13 protein-coding genes are annotated in these 21,461 nt (G+C 37.6%); 10 read left to right on the plus strand and 3 right to left on the minus strand.

Translation table 11 applies throughout. The features are described 5' to 3' along the window. The first annotated feature begins 107 nt into the window (after positions 1-107). The 3 genes from BLR62_RS08705 to BLR62_RS08715 all read left to right on the plus strand — a co-directional run bounded on the left by BLR62_RS08705 (position 108) and on the right by BLR62_RS08715 (position 3,653). Positions 108-1,400, plus strand: coding sequence for a sugar ABC transporter substrate-binding protein (locus tag BLR62_RS08705; protein WP_090795906.1), 1,293 nt, complete (start codon positions 108-110; stop codon positions 1,398-1,400). Positions 1,401-1,475: 75 nt separating this feature from the next. Next, complete coding sequence (locus BLR62_RS08710) at positions 1,476-2,795, plus strand: sugar ABC transporter permease (protein WP_090795909.1); 1,320 nt, start codon at positions 1,476-1,478, stop codon at positions 2,793-2,795. 15 nt (positions 2,796-2,810) lie between these two features. Then, on the plus strand, positions 2,811-3,653 hold the full coding sequence (locus BLR62_RS08715; protein WP_090796098.1) for a sugar ABC transporter permease: 843 nt from the start codon (positions 2,811-2,813) through the stop codon (positions 3,651-3,653). A 41-nt stretch (positions 3,654-3,694) separates the two neighbouring features. On the opposite strand, the gene BLR62_RS08720 is transcribed toward BLR62_RS08715, so the two are convergent. Both BLR62_RS08720 and BLR62_RS08725 read right to left on the minus strand, forming a co-directional pair. After that, complete coding sequence (locus BLR62_RS08720) at positions 3,695-4,183, minus strand: hypothetical protein (RefSeq protein WP_090795910.1); 489 nt, start codon at positions 4,181-4,183, stop codon at positions 3,695-3,697. Further along, positions 4,180-5,697, minus strand: coding sequence for a sensor domain-containing diguanylate cyclase (locus BLR62_RS08725; protein ID WP_090795913.1), 1,518 nt, complete (start codon positions 5,695-5,697; stop codon positions 4,180-4,182). Before BLR62_RS08725 ends, BLR62_RS08720 begins: the two co-directional genes overlap by 4 nt. 226 nt (positions 5,698-5,923) lie before the next feature. Here BLR62_RS08725 and BLR62_RS08730 point away from each other — a divergent pair, with 226 nt between their 5' ends. Next, positions 5,924-12,349 carry a pullulanase gene (locus BLR62_RS08730; protein ID WP_090795915.1) on the plus strand — a complete coding sequence of 2,142 codons (6,426 nt, stop codon included), beginning with the start codon at positions 5,924-5,926 and terminating at the stop codon, positions 12,347-12,349. Between the two features lie 64 nt (positions 12,350-12,413). Here the strand turns inward: BLR62_RS08730 and BLR62_RS12375 are convergent, their stop codons facing one another. Next, positions 12,414-12,743 (minus strand): hypothetical protein, encoded by a 330-nt coding sequence (locus BLR62_RS12375; protein ID WP_176759263.1) that lies wholly within the window; start codon positions 12,741-12,743, stop codon positions 12,414-12,416. 748 nt (positions 12,744-13,491) lie between these two features. Between BLR62_RS12375 and BLR62_RS08740 the strand changes: the two genes are divergently transcribed. The 6 genes from BLR62_RS08740 (at position 13,492) to BLR62_RS08765 (ending at position 21,379) form a co-directional block, all read left to right on the plus strand. Continuing rightward, positions 13,492-14,382 (plus strand): 5'-3' exonuclease, encoded by an 891-nt coding sequence (locus BLR62_RS08740; protein ID WP_090795919.1) that lies wholly within the window; start codon positions 13,492-13,494, stop codon positions 14,380-14,382. 31 nt (positions 14,383-14,413) lie between these two features. Continuing rightward, positions 14,414-15,193, plus strand: a complete 780-nt coding sequence (locus tag BLR62_RS08745; RefSeq protein WP_090795921.1) for a sulfite exporter TauE/SafE family protein — start codon at positions 14,414-14,416, stop codon at positions 15,191-15,193. Between the two features lie 52 nt (positions 15,194-15,245). Next, entirely contained in the window at positions 15,246-16,169 is a 924-nt protein-coding gene (locus tag BLR62_RS08750; protein WP_090795923.1) for an MBL fold metallo-hydrolase, read from the plus strand. A 14-nt stretch (positions 16,170-16,183) separates the two neighbouring features. Next, the gene (locus BLR62_RS08755) at positions 16,184-16,849 is read left to right on the plus strand and encodes a reverse transcriptase-like protein (protein ID WP_090795925.1); all 666 of its coding nucleotides are present in this window, start codon (positions 16,184-16,186) and stop codon (positions 16,847-16,849) included. A gap of 4 nt (positions 16,850-16,853) precedes the next feature. Next, entirely contained in the window at positions 16,854-17,057 is a 204-nt protein-coding gene (locus BLR62_RS12590) for a hypothetical protein (protein WP_090795928.1), read from the plus strand. A 209-nt stretch (positions 17,058-17,266) separates the two neighbouring features. Further along, complete coding sequence (locus BLR62_RS08765) at positions 17,267-21,379, plus strand: endo-1,4-beta-xylanase (RefSeq protein ID WP_090795930.1); 4,113 nt, start codon at positions 17,267-17,269, stop codon at positions 21,377-21,379. Positions 21,380-21,461 lie beyond the last annotated feature (82 nt).

The raw sequence follows: 21,461 nt of genomic DNA on the forward strand, positions 1-21,461 counted from the left end.
ATCTGAAACATTCAATATTGTAAGCGTTAAACATAATGGTGCTTATATTGATCAATCAGATGAAAGGTTAGCTAAATTTAATTACTCATTAAAGAGGGGGAAGAAAGATGTTTAAAGGTAAATCATTTTGGTTCACAGCAGTATTAATGTTGGTTATGTCAATGTTTTTAGTCGCTTGTGGCGGTGACGACACAGAAGAGGCAGATACTCCAGAGGAAACAGGAGAAGAAACAACAGAAGAAGAAAATGGTGATGATACACCTGAAAAACCTGAAGAACTGACTATTTGGGTGAATGATGAAGAACAACAATTAGATGCTCATGAAGAAATGGTAGAGCGCTTTGAAGATGAGTATGGAATTAGCGTTAGCATCACACCATACAGCATGTTAGATCAATTAGATGGTATGGAACTTGATGCACCTGCAGGACAAGGTCCGGACCTATTCTTCCAACCACATGACCGTATGGGAGATATTGATTTACTAGGTGTTGCAGCTGAGTTAGACCTAACTGAAGACCAAGAAGAGCGATTAGCTGGTTATAACGAAGAAGCAGTTGAATCATTCAGCTATGATGGTATTCAATATGGTATTCCAGCAGTTGTAGAAACATATGGTTTATTCTACAACCAACAACATGTTGACGAAGCACCAGAAACGTTAGATGATTTAATGGATATTGCATATGATATTACAGACGATGAAAACTATGGTTTCTTAATGAATGCTTTAGATTTATACTTTGTGTATCCGTTCTTAGCTAGTGAAGGTGGTTACATCTTCGGACAAGATGCAGATGGCGTTTATGATCCAAGTGATATTGGTCTTAACACACCAGAAGCAGTAGCTGGTGCAGAAACAATCCAAACTTGGTTTGAAGATGATTTAATTCCAACGGGTATTGAGCAAGATATTATTGATGGTCTCTTCGCAGATGGTCAAGTTGCAATGGCTATTAACGGTCCATGGGCAATTCCAGACTATCGTGATGCTTTAGGCGATGATTTAGGTGTTGCACCACTTCCAACAAATAATGGCGAGCACTTAAGTTCATTTGCAGGTAACAAAGGTTGGTTAGTTAACTATTATACAGAAGATCAGTACTGGGCAACTGAACTTGCACTATTCTTAACAAATGCAGAGAATTCTGAGCTGTATTACGAAACTGCAGGTGAGTTACCGGCACACTTAGATGTTGAAATTGATGATGAATTTATGGAGCCGATCTTCGAACAAACTGAGCATGCTTATCCAATGCCTAACATTCCAGAAATGAGTCAAGTATGGGAGCCAATTGGTGATGCATTAGAATTCATCTCTTCAGGTGAAGATGTTCAAGAAGTCTTAGATGAAGCAGTAGAAGAAATTGAAGCAGAAATTTCTATAATGGGTCAATAAGTCTTTAGAGAAGGGATTGAGAGATGATTAATCTTCTCAATCCTCTCTCTTTTTATAAAGGAGGGAACAGCCGTTATGGCTACAAAGAACGATCAAGAGACGAACAAGAATCGACAAGATAATCAGAACTCTAATCATAACCCCACACTTGCAATGCTGCTCTCAATCATTCCTGGTTTAGGACAGGCTTACAATAAGCGTTATTTAAAAGGTGCAGCAATCTTCGTTTTATTTGCCGCTTTTGCCATTGTTATGTTTGACTTTATGTCAGATGGTCTTCAAGGGCTATTTACATTAGGTACTGAGGAGCGTGTAGATGATTCGCGTGTGTTCTTAAGTGAAGGGATCTTATCACTCATATTTCTAACATTTTATTTAATCTTCTATTGGGTCAATCTCCAAGATGCTAGAAGAGATGCTATCAAGATCAAAAATGGGTGGCAAGTCGGCGGTGTAATGGCCGGATTTAAGAATGCATGGGATACAGCATTTCCATACATGCTTGTAGGACCAGGACTTATGTTCTTAATATTTGTCGTATTATTCCCACTATTATTTATGGGATTCTTAGCCTTTACGAATTATAACTTATATAATTCACCACCTAGACACTTATTAGACTGGGTAGGATTTGATAACTTTATTAATTTATTTACAATTGCTGAATGGCGAAATACGTTTATGAGCGTTTTATCTTGGACGTTAGTTTGGACATTTTTCGCGACAACACTTGCGATTGGTTTAGCAATGTTCTTAGCCGTTTTAACAAACGACAAACGATTAAAAGGTAAGAAAATCATTCGTACTATTTTCATTTTACCATGGGCCGTACCAGGGTTTGTTACGATTATTATTTTCTCAGCGATGTTTAATGATAATTTCGGTGCCATTAATACGGATATACTACAACCTTTATTTGGTACCAGTATACCGTGGCTGACCGATCCGACATGGACCAGGATTGCGCTTATTATGATCCAAACCTGGCTTGGTTTCCCATTTGTGTTTGCATTATTCACGGGCGTTCTGCAAGGTATTTCAAGTGATTGGTATGAAGCAGCTGATATGGACGGGGCAACAAGGATGCAAAAATTCCGTCATATTACGTTCCCACACTTAATGTTTGCAACAGGACCGCTATTGATTACACAGTACACATTTAACTTTAATAACTTCAATATTATTTACCTATTTAATGAAGGGGGTCCAGCTGTCCGGGGGCAAACCGCGGGTGGTACAGATATCTTGATATCCTGGATCTATGATTTAACCTTTACAAATTCACAATACAGTATGGCAGCAGCTATTTCATTAATTTTAGGGATGATCGTTGCGACGTTTGCGTTTGTCCAATTCCGTCGTTCACGTTCCTTTAAAGAGGAGGGGACTTTCTAAATGGCTAGACAACCAATGAGTTACAAAACAAAAAACAGATTAGAAATTGCAGCCATGTATTTAGTGATAGCCGTTATGACTGTGATCATATTCTATCCACTAATTTGGGCATTTGGAATGTCACTTAACCCAGGTACAAACCTTTATGGTGCATCGATTATTCCTGAAAATGCATCGTTCGTTCACTATGAATGGCTATTTACGAGTCCTCGAAGTAACTACTTGTTATGGTATCGTAATACGATCTTTGTTGCTGTATCTGTATCACTTTTAGGTACACTAATTACAAGCTTCACAGCATACGCATTTAGTCGGTACCGTTTCAGAGGTCGTACGTATGGTTTATATGCATTCTTGTTACTTCAAATGTTCCCTGTATTAATGGCAATGGTTGCCTTATATATCTTGCTTAATACAATAGGATTGTTAGACAGCTTAACGGGTCTAATTCTTATCTATATTGGTAACACGATCCCGATGAACGCTTTCTTAGTGAAGGGTTACATTGATACGTTACCAAGAGAACTAGATGAGTCAGCTAAAATGGACGGGGCAGGCCACTTTAGAATCTTCTTCCAGATTCTATTGCCTCTAACAAAACCGATTCTTTCAGTTGTGGCATTGTTTAACTTTATGAATCCATTTATGGACTTTATCTTGCCACGAATTGTGTTAAGAAGTCCTGAGAATTACACATTAGCACTTGGTTTATTCAACTTTGTTAATGATCAATTCTCGAATAATTTCACGCGATTTGCAGCGGGTGCAATCTTAATCGCTGTTCCAATTGCAACTGTGTATCTATTCTTACAGAAATATTTAATCTCTGGTTTAGCATCAGGTGCAACCAAAGGTTAAGTAACAACAAACTCCCTAGCTACTTTAGCTAGGGAGTTTGTTTAATTATAACGTCCAAACTGTACTTGATTGTAAACTTCATTAACGATTTCATTCAGGGTATCGGGATGGATTAATTTTGCTTGGCTCACTTTTTGACTCGTTCGAGGCCCAATTTTTTTTGCATTTAATAATTCATCTAAAAACGGTAACATGAAATCATCAACAGGTAAGTAAGCTAGCATAATGGAAGCGTGATCGGATTCTATTTCAATATAGACACCGTTTAATTGTGTCATTAAAAAATGTGAATAATCGAGTTTAATTTTAAATTGAGATTTAGTTGCTTGATTAATCGCCGATATATGACTTGGTAACGAGTAAAAATACACAATTTCTTCAAAAGAATAATCTAAATCCTCAAGTTTAGTACAGTATTTGTTTAATAAATTTTCAGTTGTTTTTGTGATATTAAGAAAATAAAAATACTTTGATGTCATGATGGTAACACCAAAAGCCAGCAGTAGACTAATTCCGTAAAACCAACTCATTGTTTTACCACCTCTTCAAAAGATGTTACGCGATTTTTACCAGTATTTTTGCCTTTATACAGGGCATCATCTGCACAATTAATTAATTGACTCGGGTTAGCTTGACTAATATGACTAATGTGTGCGAAACCAATTGTTACTGTAAGTGTTTTATTAGGTTGTGTATTTTCATTAGGAAAAGACGTTTCTTCAATTGTTTTTCTCAAGTTTTCAGCTATTTTAAAGGTTTCAGTCGTTGAATGGTCCGTGCACAGCACACAAAATTCTTCACCACCAAAACGATAACTAAGCGCATTTCTAGGAACCGTTTGTTTGATTGTTTGTGCTAATTTTTCAAGCACATCATTGCCAAGTAAGTGTCCATTTGTATCGTTATAATGTTTAAAATGATCAATATCAATCATGATCATCGCAAGATTCTGAGGGACAGCGCCTTCAAATAATGATTGCAAATCTCTCTGCAAGGCACGTTGATTAAATAAGTTTGTTAGTCCATCTTTAAATGTCATCGCTTCGATATCTTGATAGAGTTTAGCTTGCTCAACAGCTAGCGCAGCTTGTGAGGCAAGAGGCATAACATTATCAATATCTGATTCTGTAATCGGCTTTTTAGTGACTGGATTATCAATTAAAATCAGACCGATTCTTTTGGATTGATGAATCATTGGAATGATTAATAATTCATCCATATCAAACTGATTCATTAATTGAGTTGTTGTCGCATCTATTGAATCTGATGTTTGGATCAATTGATAATCACCACTTATTAAAACATTTCGTAAAACTGTTTTTTCATTTAATGAAAAATGCATTTGTTTAACTAATGTGTTTAATTCAGGATCGAGGTCAGTTTTATCAATACGATCTAACAAGTCAATTAAACGATACTTATGTCGCGCAATATCTTTCCATTTCTCAAAGCCTTCTGACATATCTAATGGCCCAATGGCTAAGAACCCTTTGAGTGCGTTCAAATCAGGTTCATGAAGGAATACCATCGCTCGGTTAAATCCTAACCCATGTCCGGCTGTGATAGATGTAACGATAATATGTATGATGCGTTCTAAGTCTTGTGTTTGCTGGATCGCCATTGTGATTTCCCTTAAAATATTAAGTTGCTTGGAATTATCAAGTAACAGTTGTTTCCATATCCGATGTTTACGGAAAAATTGTATAGAAAAATGCAGAATGAAACCAACAGAGAACATCATCAATAGAGCAATCGACAAGGGAAGAAATCGAAATTCTAAAATCGTGAAATAAATTATGATACTAGTAATGCTTGATAGAACGAGGCCTAGCCATTTATAAGTATATGTAAAAAACAAAACGGTAACAAAGGACAAAAAAGCAAGCCAATCATTGATGTAAAGAATAGAAAATGAATAGAAATAAACCATTCCGATTGACAAAAGCAAACGATTCCAAAAAGGACTTATTTTAAAACGCACCCAATTAAGCGCAATCGCTAGCGCTATTAAGTGACCAAATATTAACATTGGGTTGTTAATCAAGGAAAACCGCCTCCTTCCCTATGTCTATTATACTATGAATTGAGAACGTTGTCATAAAAATTTTGGAATAATGGTTGATTTTTTTGGAATGATCTTTATAATAAATGTTGTAAGCGATTGCACATAATGTTAAAACAATTTGTGCAATTTTTTCATAACTATTATGCAAACGTTTTCGTTAATTGTTATGAAAACGCTTATGACCATAAATTGAAAGGGGAATTGGATGCGAAAAAGACCTTGGTATGATCGTTGGTTTGCTGTAACGTTAGTCGGTATGCTACTGCTGAGCATGGTAGCAAGTGCAGTACCGCCTACTGTTACCTATGCAGAAGAAAATCAAGACAGTGAGGATTCCAGACAATTACGGATTCATTATCAGCAAGATGAGGTTGATTATGACGACTTGTACTTATGGCTTTGGGGGGATGTGACGACACTCTCAGAAGATGCAGGTGAATGGCCAGAAGGTACACCTTTTAACAATGAACAAATGACAGACTTCGTTGGTTATGTTGATGTTGAAATAGAAGAAGAAGCAGAACAAGTTAGCTTTATCGCAGTGACAGATGATGAAGATGAGCTAACAGAGGTTGAAGTTGATATTTTATCAGAGGATATGGATGAAGTGTGGATTGAAGAATCGGGCAATGTGTTTTACTATGAGCCGATTGATTTTGATACACCAACCGTTCGCCTGCACTTTCTAACGGAAGATGGATCGGCAGAACCGTGGTCACTTTGGAACTGGGGTAACATTCCAAACCCAACAGATGCTGGTGAATGGGACGAAGGTCGTATCCCCTTGAGTGATGAACAAGTAGGCGATTACGGAGCTTATATTGATGTGGAAGTGTATGAAGATACATCGAGTTTCGGGTTTTTATTTAGTAATTTAGAAACTGATGAACAGACGGACGATTTAACGGCGAATGTCAGTGAGCATCAACAATTCTTTGTAAAAGAAGGTATTGATGAAGTATTTACTAATCCTTATTATGTCGCAGATGATGAGGAAGAAGAAGCACCAGAAGAGTATGAAGGTGAAGAAGATATAAGTGTTGAAGCAAGTGTGAATCGTGACTTTCATTATAATGAGCATGCACTTTTAGATGTTGAGATTGATAACGCATCTGATTTATCGATCAGCCGTATTGAAGCGGATACATCGGCAATAGGTGGGTCATCAAATCTTAATATATCACCAGAGTTAAATCGTGTGACATTATCAGCAAGTCGTGACACATCACCTGGTGAGTATTCAATACCCGTCACAGTTGTCGATGAAAATGGTGGACAGTATACAACGGAAACGCCCGTCACAATCGTTGAACGTGAGAAGGCTGACGGTGAGAAAGATTGGGATGAAGAAGTCATCTACTTCATGTTAACCGATCGTTTCAGTGATGGTGACGAGTCAAATAACGACCCTTATGACCTGGACTATGATCAATATGACAATGATCGTGGGACGTATCAAGGTGGCGATTTCAAAGGGGTCACAAACAATCTTGATTATTTAGATGATCTAGGTGTTGATACAGTTTGGTTGAGCCCCATTGTAGAAAATGTGGCGCATGATGTTGAATATGCTAGTGATGAAATACCTTACTACGGCTATCATGGCTATTGGGCTAAAGATTTTGAAGAATTGAATCCACATTTAGGTACCATTGATGAGTTTCATGAATTAATTGATGAGGCGGCAAGTCGTGATATCGACATCATGGTTGATGTGGTACTAAACCACCCCGGTTATGGCATGCATCCTGATGACGAAATTGAAGAGGGAGCACCTGAAGCGTACCCAACAAATGAAGATCGGGAAAAATTTGAAGATATGATACGACTAGATCCTGGTTCTGATGATTTAACAATGGAATTAGCTGGTTTACCTGATTTTAAAACAGAAGAACAACAGGTAAGGGAACAAATTGTTGACTGGCAAGTAGATTGGATCGAACGATCAACAACAGATAGTGGTAATCGGATTAGTAGCTATCGTGTCGATACGGTTAAACATGTTGACGACACAACCTGGCAACATTTTAAAAATGAACTCGTTCAAGAAGATCCAGCATTTAAATTGATCGGTGAATCTTGGGGTGCAAATTATCAAGATGACCACGGCTATTTAAATACGGGTACGATGGATAGTTTGCTTGATTTTGATTTTAAAAATTATGCAAGTCAATTTGTTAACGGAAGTTTAGAAGAAGCAAACGAGACGTTAACAGAACGAAATGCGTTTATGGATAACCATGCGACATTGGGTCAATTCCTAGGTAGTCATGATGAAGATGGCTTTTTATACAATCAAGATGGTGATGTAGGGAAGCTTAAATTAGCTGCGACACTTCAGTTAACAGCAAAAGGTCAACCTGTGATTTATTACGGGGAAGAATTAGGTCAATCAGGGGCCGATAATTGGCCTGAATATGACAACCGTTATGATTTTGCTTGGGAAGAAGTAGAAGATAGTGCTATTCTTGATCATTATCAGTCTATTTTATCATTTAGAGATGACTATTCTCATATTTTATCCCGTGGTGATCGTTCGGTTGTGGCAGGTTCAAATGATGATGGTTATTTAATCGTTGAAAGAGAATATGATGGTGAATCGGTTTATGTTGCTTTTAACCAAGCAAATGAAGCACAAGAGGTTTACTTAGAAGTGACAGAGAGCGATGCAGAGCTGATGAATTATTATTCAGATGATGTGATCAGTGTAGAAACATCAGATGATGACAGTCACCTCGTTTCCTTTGAAATACCAGCAATGGATGATGGAGGAACAGCACTTTTATCTGTAGACAATGGTCAACTGATTGACACAACAGAGGAGATGGAAGAGACACAAGATGAAGTAGAAGATGGCTTTTTTCGGCTTCACTTGGATGCAAATCTTACTGATGATCATAACCTCAGTGATCTTGGTTTATGGATTTGGGAAGATGTGGCGTCACCGTCAGAAGACTGGCCGACAGGCGCATTAAATCTTGACCAAGCAGAAGAAAATGAAGGTTGGTTATCGAAAGATATTGAATTAGATGAAGATCCTGAACAGATTGGTTTTTTAATTAATGAGCAGTCTGGTGGGAATGTTACCGATGATGTGATCATTGACTTATTAACAGAAGACACAAATGAAGCTTGGGTAACAGAAGATTTAGATGTCTTTTACTATGAACCAATAGATGATGACTCAATGATTCGTATAAACTATGAACGGGAAGATGAAGATTATACGGATTGGGGCTTATGGACATTCGGTGATGTTGAAGCACCAACAGAAGATTGGCCAACTGGTGCACATGATTTAACAGAGGGTCTTTATGGTGCCTACCACGACTTAGCCTTATCAGAAGATCCAGAAGAGATTGGTTTTCTCATGGTAAATAAAGAGACAGAAGAGCAAACAGCAGATTATACGTTTAATCAACTAGATGAACATAGTCAAGTGTTTGTACGAGAGGGTGATGATACCGTTTATACAAATCCTTATTTCGTATCAGAAGAAGGGATTCAATATGCTGAATTGTTGTCCGAGACAGAAATTGAACTCACATTTAATTCAGTCGATTCGATTGATGAAGAGGATCTATTAGAAGCAATTCAGGTTATGAATGAAGCAGGTGAAGAGGTAACGATTGATGATGCGACAATTGTACAAGAAGCAGACAAGGTACTCTTAACAGGAGGTTTTGACCTTGATTTAGCACCTTATATGATCGAGTACGGAGGATCAGAAATAGAAGCGCGCATCGGCTGGCGCTTGAAAGACGAGTTATACAGTTATGATGGCGATCTCGGTGTTAGTTTATCAGCTGATGGTGAGGCGAATTTGAAAGTTTGGTCACCAAGTGCTGATAATGTGAATGTTGTTCTTTATGATAAAGATGATCAAGATGCGGTTATAACAGAAGACTTACCGATGACACGTCAAGACCGAGGTGTATGGGAAATTGATCTTGATTATAATAACACCGGTATTGATGACTTGACAGGCTACTATTACCATTACAGCATCGAACGTGATGGCGAAGAAGTCTTGGCCCTTGATCCGTATGCACAATCTATGGCGACTTGGGATAGTTCAGATGATGATAATAGAATCGGAAAAGCTGCGATTGTTGACCCGTCACAAATTGGCCCAGATTTAGATTTTGCGGATATCGATAACTTTGAAAAAAGAGAAGATGCGATTATTTATGAAGCGCATGTACGCGACTTCACATCGGATCCATCGATCGAAGAGGACTTAGATCACCAATTTGGAACGTTTAGTGCCTTTATTGAAAAACTCGATTACATCGAATCACTTGGTGTAACACATGTTCAATTACTACCTGTCATGAGTTACTACTTCGCTGATGAATTTAATAATGATGAGCATTTACTTGATTATTCATCAACGAATAATAACTACAATTGGGGATATGACCCACATAGTTATTTCTCATTAACAGGTATGTATTCAGAAGATCCAGACGATGCTGAAAAACGAATTGAAGAATTTAAAACGTTAATTGATGAAATTCACAAGCGTGATATGGGCGTTATTTTAGACGTTGTCTACAACCATACCGCACGTGAGCATATCTTTGAAGATCTTGAACCTGAATATTATCATTTCATGGATGCTGATGGAACGACTCGCACAAGCTTTGGTGGTGGCCGTTTAGGCACGACACACCATATGTCACGTCGCATTTTAGTTGATTCGATTATGCATTGGGTTGAAGAATATAAAGTCGATGGATTTAGATTCGATATGATGGGCGACCATGATGCAGAATCGATTCAAATCGCTTATGATGAAGCGAAAGAAGTCAACCCAGATATTGTCATGATTGGTGAAGGATGGGTCACATATGTGGGTGATGAGACAGACCCAGATGTTCAACCAGCTGATCAACAGTGGATGCAAGATACAGAAAGTGTTGGTTCATTCTCGGATGAATTTAGAAATGAGTTAAAATCAGGTTTTGGTAGTGAAGGTGAACCGCGCTTTATTACTGGAGGCGCTCGTAATGTCGAACAGATTTTTGATAATTTGACTGCGAATCCGCATAACTTTGAAGCAACGAACCCTGGTGATGTCGTGCCGTATATCGCTGCACATGATAATTTGACCTTACACGATGTGATCGCTCAATCGATTCAAAAAGATCCAAAAGATCATCAAGAAGAGATTCATGATCGCATTCGTCTTGGGAATTTGATGGTGTTAACAGCGCAAGGCACACCGTTTATCCATGCGGGGCAAGAATTTGGTCGAACAAAACAGTTTAGAGATCCATATTATATTGACGAAGTGGATGAACCGCCATATAAATCAACATTTATGACGGATGAAAATGGCGAGCCATTTGAGTATCCATACTTCATTCACGATTCGTATGATTCTACTGATGCGATCAATATGTTTGAGTGGGACAAAGCAACAAATGAAGAAATGTATCCTATTCAAACAACGACGCAAGCCTATACGCAAGGTTTAATCGAATTAAGACGTTCAACAGATGCCTTTAGAAAAGGTACTCTCGAAGAGATTGAGGAATCTGTTTCAATGATTGAAGCACCTGAAATTGGTGAAGAAGATCTAGTCATTGCTTATGAAGCAAAAGACGAATCAGGGGATATATATGCTGTTTTCGTTAATGCAGATGACACTGAACGAGTACTTTCACTTGATACAGATTTCACGAATGGTGATATTGTGGTTGATAGTGAAACAGCAGGCACAGAAGCAATTCAAGATCCAATTGGTGTTGAGCTTACTTCTGATCAGATCACGCTTGCGCCATTAACAGCGTCTGTTGTTCGTATTCAAGAAGAAGCTGTTGATGAGCAGGATCCAGATGAAGATCAAGAAGGTGAGCACGAAGAAGAAGCAGAAGATGAAGACACACCGACAGAAGAAGATGAGGACGAGAGCCCATCACTTCCACATCAAGAAATAGAACGCGAAAGCATTTCAATCGAAGCAGATACGATTGATGATTATGTCGATCAAGATTCAGGCAATCTAGTCGTGAATGATGTGACGGATCTCGTGATCTCAAATGAAGCGATCAGTCAGATGAGTGATGATCAAAAAGTTGAAGTATCATTTGATAATTCAGCCGTTCAATTTAATTTCCCAATAAGCAATGTAAGAGGTCTTGCGCTTGAAAGTGGGGAATCTGTTAGCTTCTCCATCAATCAAGTTGACACATCTGAGGTAGCATCTTTATCAGATATTCGCCTTTTAAGTGATGTATACGGGTTTACTGTGATGATTGGAGATGAAAAAATTGAGGGACCATTCGATGAACCGGTGGAACTACAATTTGTGATTGATTCAGATGTTGTTAATGATCCAGAACGCCTACATCTTGTGTATGTAGATGACGATGGTGATTTAACGTATTATCCGATCCAATCTTTTGATGCAGAGACAGGTCGAGTCATTGCAGAAGTCGACCACTTCAGTGCTTATGGTGTCGTTGAGCTTGACGAAGATATGTTAGATGAAGTTGAAGCAGTAGACGAAGAAGGATTACCGGATACAGCAACGTCCATGTTTAATTATTTATTAGCAGGCGCGATGCTTCTTATTTCTGGTATTGGATTATTGATTTACAAACGTAAACAGACAAAACAATAAGTGCTATTAACAATGAGCCATCGCTATTACGCGTGGCTCATTGTTTTTAAGGTTCAATCATTATTTAAATATCAAAACGAATCTTTTTTTCTTCAAATAAATCATAGATGGCATCATAATCTTGAATTGGATAAAAATGTTGGATTTTGGGTTTTGGAAAGAATGATGAGTTACTTTTAAGTGTAACTTTGAGTCTTGTTCTAGACTGTTTATTTATTAATTCTGCGTGATCAACCTTGTCCCATTTCACACGTTTAACTAGAGAGCCTTTACCATATAATATGTGAATACCTTCACGGCTAATTCCAACCGAAGTATTGCTTGTTATAAGCATAATAGAAGCCAAAATAGCCACGGTATAGCCACCAAAATCAGGCTTTAATGTGTAAGCCATAATTAAGAAAACAAAGCAACCAAGTGCTATCGTCACCCATGTAGTTGTCTGTAATTGAACTATGAATATGTATTTTCTAGCTATATAGATATTTTTTAAGATCACGAACGTAAACAATGTACTTAGAAAGACCGTCTCCCACAATACAAACTACTCCCGTCATGTTAATAATGACATCGTCTCACAATGGCTAATTTCAAACAAGAGAAAAGGCATGCTCATAATTTAGAGCATGCCTTTCTCCTCCCCTCTTGGGATGTGCGGAAAATTTGTTAAAGTCTTGTTATTTTGTTACTTACCAAACTGTTACGTCTCTGACGATCTGAACCCGTCGTACTTGAAGCTTGGTATTTCATCTCACCTAAAATAGAGATGTTTCAGTTGCACTTACCGGAAAAACGTCTTACTAACTTTCTTGCAAACCATCTTACTTAACGCTTACAAAATCAGTAGCCACGTTCCTGACGAGTTATATGCCGCCAGCGAATCAAATTTTCCGCCAAGGCTGTGCAGTTCACATGTGACGTCAACACCTAAACAAATCATTCAAAACACATTGATTAAGTGAGTCGAACAAGGGCTTACACAAAAACAAACTTTGCTTTAGGCCATGTCCTTCTCTCTCACATGCATTTAGCCTTGTACTATACTATACCCACTTGTAAACGCTTTAAACATTTTTTCGAATGATTTTTTCGGTTTTTTCATGCTATACTAGTTTTATTGTCTTATAAGGGGTGTCGATTGAGTGGAAGAACAAAAATTATTAATTATAGACGGGTTTAATCTGTTAAGTCGGGGCTATTTTGCAACGGCTTATCACCAATCAGAGGATCAATTGCCCAAAAACGATCAAGGCTTATATACGAATGCTTTGCGTGTATTTTTTCAAAAGTTATTTAACTTAATTCATACACACCAAACGTCCCATGTTACGATTGCTTGGGATGTAAAACGAGAAGAAACGAACAGACGCCAAAAATATGATTTTTATAAATCAAGTCGTCAAGCATTACCTGAACCGTTAATTCAACAGTATGAAACACTCACATTTGCTTTGACGGATTTAGGGATCGAACAATTAACAATTCCACCTTATGAGGCGGATGATGTGATCGGTTCACTGTCGAATAAGTGGGCAGACGTGATGCAATCCCCATGTTTTATTTACAGTAATGACCGGGATTTGTTGCAGCTGTTAAATCCGCATGTTAGTCAAATCATCGCTAAAAATAAAAAGGAACATGTATATAGTCAATCTGATTTTGAAGCGGATTATCAGATCACGCCAGATCAATGGATTGATGTGAAGGCATTACTGGGTGATAAGGGTGACAATATTCCAGGGGTGAAGGGGATTGGTGAAAAATCAGCCTTGCCTTTAGTTCAACGTTATCAAACGGTTGAAAAGTTGTATCAAGCATTGCCAGAATTGGATGCGACGTTCAACCGATCGATCAAGCGATTAACAGAAGGGAAGAAGGATGCTTTTATGAGTAAAGAGCTTGTGACAATTGATCAAAAGATTCCATATTTTGATCAGTTTGATTTGAACCGATTAAACTATGTGCCTAAACAAGAGTATATTACGACGATTTTAAGTGATTTAGGCATTAACGTTAGATTATACGCATTTTAATATTATTATTTTAAGAGTTAGGAAGTGTCATATGTTTATTATCTATTTACTTATTGGGCTTTTAACCACGATGATTGGTTCAATGGCTGGTATTAGTGGTGGGGTCATTATGAAGCCTGTTTTAGATATGTTTGGTCATTTCGACTTGGCTACGATCGGTGTATTATCAGGTGGTACTGTACTTGCGATGTCGAGTATGTCGATCTTAATGGCTTATAAACAAGGAAAATCAATTGAATTCAAACAAGGTTTATTAATTTCACTTGGCTCCATTACGGGTGGTACGATTGGTAAGGAAATCTTTAATCAGTTACTGATTCATGATCAAGTCGCTGAACATGTTGGTTGGATTCAATCAACGATTCTTGTCTTTATTTTAGTCATCATTTTTCTATTTATGCGATACAAAGACTACATCACAACCCTTAAATTACAAAATCCATTGATTGTGATCGGTGTTGGAATGGTTCTAGGCTTTTCTGCTGCCTTTTTAGGCATTGGTGGCGGACCGTTAAATGTGGCAGTCCTTGTTTTATTATTCTCGATGGATGTAAAAAAAGCGGCACTAAACTCTATTTTCATTATTTTTTTCGCTCAATTATCTGGCATTCTAGTTGTCTTATTTACAACGGATTTAAGTAGCTATGATCTATCCATGCTCCCATTCATGCTCGTTGGCGGTGTTAGTGGTGGTTTGATTGGATCAAGAATACGTCCGTATTTATCGGTTAAACATGTAGGTATACTATTTAACGTGCTGATTATAAGTATTATATTTATCAATATTTACAACATTATTCAGTATTTATAGGACAAATGTTAGACTAGAATGAGAAATGTATTTTAAAAGGTGTGATATAAAAATGTCAGAAAATCTTATTGAAACAATTGATCTTTATGATATGAACTTGAAGGAACGTACAGCAAGTTATGTTTTAAATGCTGAAAAAATGACGATTATTGAAACGAGCGCATCACCATCGATCCCGCATTTATTGGAAGGTTTAGATCAAAGAGGGATCGATTACGCCAGTATTGACTATGTGATTATGACTCACGTTCACTTGGACCATGCAGGTGGTGTTGGGGTATTGTTAGAATCACTGCCAAATGCAAAAGTCATCGTTCATCCGAGGGGTAAACGCCATCTTGCAGATCCATCAAAATTGATTAAAGGAACAAAAGCAGTGTATGGCGATCGTTTTGAACCATTATTTGAACCAGTAAAACCAGTAGAAGAAGATCGATTAATCGTTAAAGAAGATCAAGAAACATTAGAAATTGGCCCCGATCGAACATTAACGTTCTATGATACACCGGGGCATGCGAAACATCATTTATCCATACATGATAGCCTAACGAACAGTATGTTTACAGGTGATACGTTAGGGATGAGGTATCCACTCGAATTAACAGGAAATCATCCGTTAATACTCCCATCAACATCACCAAATCAATTTGATCCTGAAGATATGAAAGCATCGATTGACCGAATCGAAGCGATGGGTGTGGATGCGATTTATTTCGGGCATTATGGTCATACGACAGATCCTAAGTCTGTTTATAAAATTTTAAGAACATGGATCGATCGTTATGTAGAGATCAGTCAAGACGTTTTAGCTAAACATAATACAGAAGATATTAATGAGCAAGTAGGGCTCGTTGAACAAGCCCTTTATGAAGCCATTAAAAAAGAGCACTCGTTTGATTTAAGTGATGTCGATCCGTATTTAAAAGTGGATCTCAACATATCAAGTCAAGGGATCGTTGATTATCTCAATAAATGAAAAGAGGTTAAAGCGTGAACGTATCGATTCAAGCGATTTATCAATCTAAAAATGGTACAACGGTTCCAATTGAAACAGATCCCATGCGTGTTAAAGAGGCGATTGATGTTTGTGAGGATATGATCGAGACAAACCGATACAAACAGATGACGTTAATGGACGATCACGATACGACCATGACATTAAAAGAGTTGAAATGGTATGCAGAAACTTCCCAACTTGAAATCAAAAATGTTAGGATTTATTTTGATGGGTCGTTCGATCACAAGACGCATGTAGCTGGTATAGGTTTTGTGATTTACTATGAACAAAGCGGGGTATCATATCGTAGAAGAGAAAGTGCACAGTTAACGGAATTAACATCGAACAATGAAGCAGAGTATGCCGCGCTTGATTTAGCAATCAGGCGATTAGTTGAGTGGGAACTGCAACATGACGTGGTGCAAGTCTATGGTGATTCCAAAGTGGTGATTAATCAATTAATGGACGAATGGCCAGTGTATGATGAAACGTTGTTGCGTTGGGCAGACCGCATTGAATCACGTGTAAATAAGCGAAAGTTATCACTTCATTTAAAAGCAATTAACCGAAAAGATAACAAAGAAGCGGATCGACTAGCTCAAAAAGGATTAGAAGGCCAAACGATTGAAAGTACGCTGCAATTAAACGAGGGGAGATGATCAAGTGAAGTTTGGCATGAGAAAACCAAGTTTAAAGAAAAGAGTTTCAGCCCGAACAAGTCTAAAACGTCAAGTGGTTCATCGGACAAACCTCAAAATGCCAAAAGGTAAAGGGTGGGCAAGAAACCCTAAAAAGTATGCCTATAACAAAGTTTACCGAAAAACGAGTTTTGACATATTTAAACTAATAAAGAAGATGTTCAAGTGACTAACTTGAGCATTTTTTTAAGTTTAAGCAAAAATCTATAGTTTTTACATTAATTAAATTAATTGATTAAAGTTTCTATAGGATTACCTTAAGTATGTAGGGTACTTTTAAATGTAAGCGTTTTATAAAATAGGAGTTGGTAGGTTTACATATACTAGAAAGGAGGCAAGTAAAGTTCGATTGTTTGATCACTAAGAAGGAGGTATTCGATGTCAAAGAAGTCAATAGAATCTTTTCTAGTTAAGTTAATGATCGTATTACTTGTTTTACCTCAAGGGTTATTATTACAACCCGCAGAAGCACGCGCAGAAGAGCAAGATGACAATGTAGTATATCAAAATGATTTCAGCTCTGATAACGGAGATTTAATCGCATCAGGTGGTGCTGAACATAATTATGTATCTGATAAACACTTTGAAGGTAATGATAATGGCTATGCTCTTGAGATCACTAATCGATCAGCAAGTTATGACGGGGCAGATTTAAGTTTCGACATTGCAGGTATAGAAATTGGAAAAGAATATGTGATTACAGTTAATGGGTTTGTCGATGAAGACGTTGACGTTCCCGAGGGTTATCAAATGGTTGTGCAGAACCTTCCATATGGTAATCCAGTAGACTTATTTTTAGGTTCTCATATGACAGCGGGAGAATCCATGACATCAACTGGTAATTTTAATACATCAGAATTGGATGTTGCAGACGATAATTCTCTTCGTATTCAAACCTATTTTGGTGGAGAAGGTGATGTAGTAGAAGTACCATTTTATATAGGAGAAATCAAAATTGAAGAGGTTGATGGATCTGGAGAAGATTCAGATGAAGAGGATCATGACTACCCAGAAGATGAAGAAGAGCCGGGTGAAGAAGAATCAGGTGAGGAAGAAGATGAAGTTCCTTTTGAACCAATAACTATTGGTTCATTTGATTTTGAAGAGAATGCTGATGGATTTACAGGAAACGGAGATGCAACAGTCTCTAGATCAACTGATGAAAGTCACACTGGTGATTATAGTTTATTTGTAACTGATAGATCAGCTGATTGGCATGGAGCTAGAGTAGAACTTACTGACTCTATCTATCCAACTGCCACATACCGAGTGACAGGCTTTGTTAAATCAAAAGACTTTACTGAAGATGAAGAATTTAAAGCTACAGTAGATGATGGTGATTATACAACATTTGCTCAGGTAAATATCACATCTGACGAATGGACAGAATTTACTGGTGAATATCAAACAAAAATAGGAGCAGAAGATCTTCAAGTGTATTTTGAATCTAGTGATGTTACTTCTGAATATTATTTAGATGATATTACATTTGAAATGATTGCACCTGCTGAAGATTTAGATGATTCAGAACCTGCTCCAGAATTTGAAACAATCGACTTTGAAGATACTGATTTGCATGAAACTTTCAATGGTTTCGAAGCACGTGGTGGTGAAGAGGAACTATCAATTGTTGAAGGTGTTAACCATACGGAAGATGGAAATTACTCATTATTAACGGAAAATCGTACCCAGGAATGGCATGGGGTTATGATCGATGTATTTGAATACATTGATTTAGGTAGTGAGTATGAAGTTTCTGTTTGGGTGAAAATGGATGAACCAGCAAGTGCAAACGTTCAATTAAAAGCGCAAATTGGTTCTGGTGATGGGGCAAGCTATCCTGATATAGCTTCAGCAACCGTTACTGATGGCGAATGGGTTCATCTAGAAGGAACTTATACATTTAATAGTTCTGGTGGTGGTAACCTAGCTGTCTATCTTGAAACAGATAATCCTAACGAATCTTTCTACATTGATGATTTTAGCTTGGTAAAACTTGATACAGCACCGACTGAAATCCAACATGACTTACCATCACTAAAAGAGATTTATGAAGATGACTTCTTGATCGGTAATGCAGTTAACTTACCTGATTTTGAAGGTGTTCGATCTGAATTGTTGGATAAACATTTCAATTTAGTAACGGCTGAGAATGCAATGAAACCTGCATATGTACATGATGCAGATGGGAACCTTGATTTTGAAACTCAGAATGAATTTGTTCAAACGGCTATTGATGCAGGGTTTAAAGTTCACGGTCATGCCATTACATGGCACTCTCAATCGAACTACGATATTCTATTCCCTGAAGGCATTGAGCGGGAAGAGGCAATTGAGAGCTTGGAAAGTTATATTGAAGCAGCAATCGAAAACTACGCACAATTTGGCAATGACATTGTTTCTTGGGATATCTTAAACGAAGCCATTGTCGTTAGAGGTGAGCCTTATGATGATTGGACTGCTCATTTAAGAGATACACGTGCACTTGAAGTGATTGGTGATGACTATATCCAAATTATCTTTGAAAAAGCAAAAGAAGTAAGAGATAGAGAAGGATTAGACTTCACATTATATTACAATGATTATAATGATCATCTTCAAGATAAAGCACAAATCATGTACTATATGGTTAAGGATATTAACGAAACTTATCAAGCAGAAAATAACACTGATGAATTGTTAATCGAAGCTGTGGGTATGCAATCACACTACAATAACAATTTGAATCCAGCAAACGTTAGACAATCAATGGAACGCTTCATTAGTTTAGGCGTAGAAATTGGTGTAACTGAACTTGATGTCATGGCTGGTGATGACTATGTCTTGACAGAGGATGAAGCGAATAGACAAGGTTATGTCTACGCAAGTATTTTTGAGATCTATAAAGAGCATAGTGAACACATCTCTAGGGTTACATTCTGGGGACTTGACGATGGTTCAAGTTGGAGAGGGGAACAAAATCCATTACTCTTTGACAACAGACTTCAAGCTAAACCAGCATTTCATGCGGTTGCAGATCCTACTGAATTCCTAGATGGATACGAGGAAGTTGATTTACCACCAAGACGAGGTCAAGCAATATATGCTGATGAAGCACCAACGATAGATGGTGAAATTGATTCAGTGTGGGATGAAGCTGTTGTTATGAACAGTAATCGTGCACAACAAGCTTGGCAAACGGCAAGAGCAGATACACGTGCTTTATGGGATGACGATTTCTTGTATGTCTTACTTGAAGTATCGGCTTCTGAGTTAGATGATTCGAATGCAAATGCTTGGGAACAAGATTCAGTCGAAGTATTCCTTGATCAAGCGAATACAAAACAAGCAAGCTATGCTTCAAATGAAGGATTTGGTCAGTATCGTGTTAACTTCAATAATGTATTTACAACAGGTTCAGGTGGTCCTTATGATGGTGTTGAAACGGCTACTACTGTTGACGGTACAAACTACGTTGTAGAAATGAAGATTCCACTTTATGCGATTGAACCAGTTGATGGTCATGTACTAGGTTTTGATTTCCAAGTGAACGATATGTATGATGAAGGTGGAAGCAGAGGGGTAATGGCTTGGAATGATACAACAGGTCAAGGTTTCTCAGATCCATCATTGTTTGGTGAATTAATTCTTGTGAGTGATCGTGAAGAAACAATTTCTGAAACAGAAGTTATATTAGGTGAATCTGTCACACTAGTTGATGCCACTAAACTAATTATTAACGAACTAAAAGGTTCAATCACTGTACCAGCTGATATTCCATTTGGTACAGAGGTATTGATTGAAAAGTATTCACCAGATAATGAAACGAATGTTTCAGGAGAAGTCTTAACTCCTGCTGGTGAAATGATTACGGTTACATTTAACTTCCCAGAAGGTGAAGAAGATTATGAAGGTGAATTCGAACTTGAATTAGGAATAAGTGATGATGCTATAAACCCTGCTATTTATTATTTAGGAGCAGATGGTTGGGAGCATAGAGGCGGTATGGTTGAAGAAGACGTCATTAGCTTAAAAGTTTCCGGATTCTCAACGTATGGTGTCTTTGAAGCTGAGGTCGAAGATGCAATTGATGATATCAGTGATTTAATTGAGGAATTAGAAGAGCGTATTCGTGAGCTTGAAGAAAGTGGTGTCGATACTTCAGAATTAGAAGAGACAGTTCGTGAACTTATCGAAGCTGTTGAAGCTTTAGAAGCAAGTGATGAAGCACAGCAAGCTATGATTGATGATTTATTAGCTCGCGTGCAATCACTTGAAGAATCTGTTACCGAACAAGAAGAGGAAGTAGCAGAAGAAGCTGATGAAACTGACGAAGAAACTGAGGCATCAGAAGATGAAAGTGAAGATGACGAGGTTACGACGACTGACGAAGATGAATATTTACCAGATACAGCAACCTTTACATTTAATTGGTTGATGATCGGTCTACTATTCATTCTTGCAGGTGGTTTAACATTATTTGTTATACACCGCCGTCAAACAATTAAATAATTAAAAAAATCGACTGAAATCTAAAAAATTTCGGTCGATTTTTTTGTGTCTGTGACGGTTTTTAATAGAATCTATCTTTAAT

It is taken from the genome of Pelagirhabdus alkalitolerans, from assembly GCF_900096905.1.
GTDB lineage: Bacteria > Bacillota > Bacilli > Bacillales > Amphibacillaceae > Pelagirhabdus > Pelagirhabdus alkalitolerans.

Excerpts from the sequence above, each read along its gene's own strand:
- BLR62_RS12375 (WP_176759263.1), bottom strand. The coding sequence starts at position 12,743 with ATGGCTTACACATTAAAGCCTGATTTTGGTGGCTATACCGTGGCTATT.
- BLR62_RS08765 (WP_090795930.1), top strand. The coding sequence starts at position 17,267 with ATGTCAAAGAAGTCAATAGAATCTTTTCTAGTTAAGTTAATGATCGTA.
- BLR62_RS08710 (WP_090795909.1), top strand. The coding sequence starts at position 1,476 with ATGGCTACAAAGAACGATCAAGAGACGAACAAGAATCGACAAGATAAT.
- BLR62_RS08745 (WP_090795921.1), top strand. The coding sequence starts at position 14,414 with ATGTTTATTATCTATTTACTTATTGGGCTTTTAACCACGATGATTGGT.
- BLR62_RS08730 (WP_090795915.1), top strand. The coding sequence starts at position 5,924 with ATGCGAAAAAGACCTTGGTATGATCGTTGGTTTGCTGTAACGTTAGTC.
- BLR62_RS08750 (WP_090795923.1), top strand. The coding sequence starts at position 15,246 with ATGTCAGAAAATCTTATTGAAACAATTGATCTTTATGATATGAACTTG.
- BLR62_RS08705 (WP_090795906.1), top strand. The coding sequence starts at position 108 with ATGTTTAAAGGTAAATCATTTTGGTTCACAGCAGTATTAATGTTGGTT.
- BLR62_RS08720 (WP_090795910.1), bottom strand. The coding sequence starts at position 4,183 with ATGAGTTGGTTTTACGGAATTAGTCTACTGCTGGCTTTTGGTGTTACC.
- BLR62_RS08715 (WP_090796098.1), top strand. The coding sequence starts at position 2,811 with ATGAGTTACAAAACAAAAAACAGATTAGAAATTGCAGCCATGTATTTA.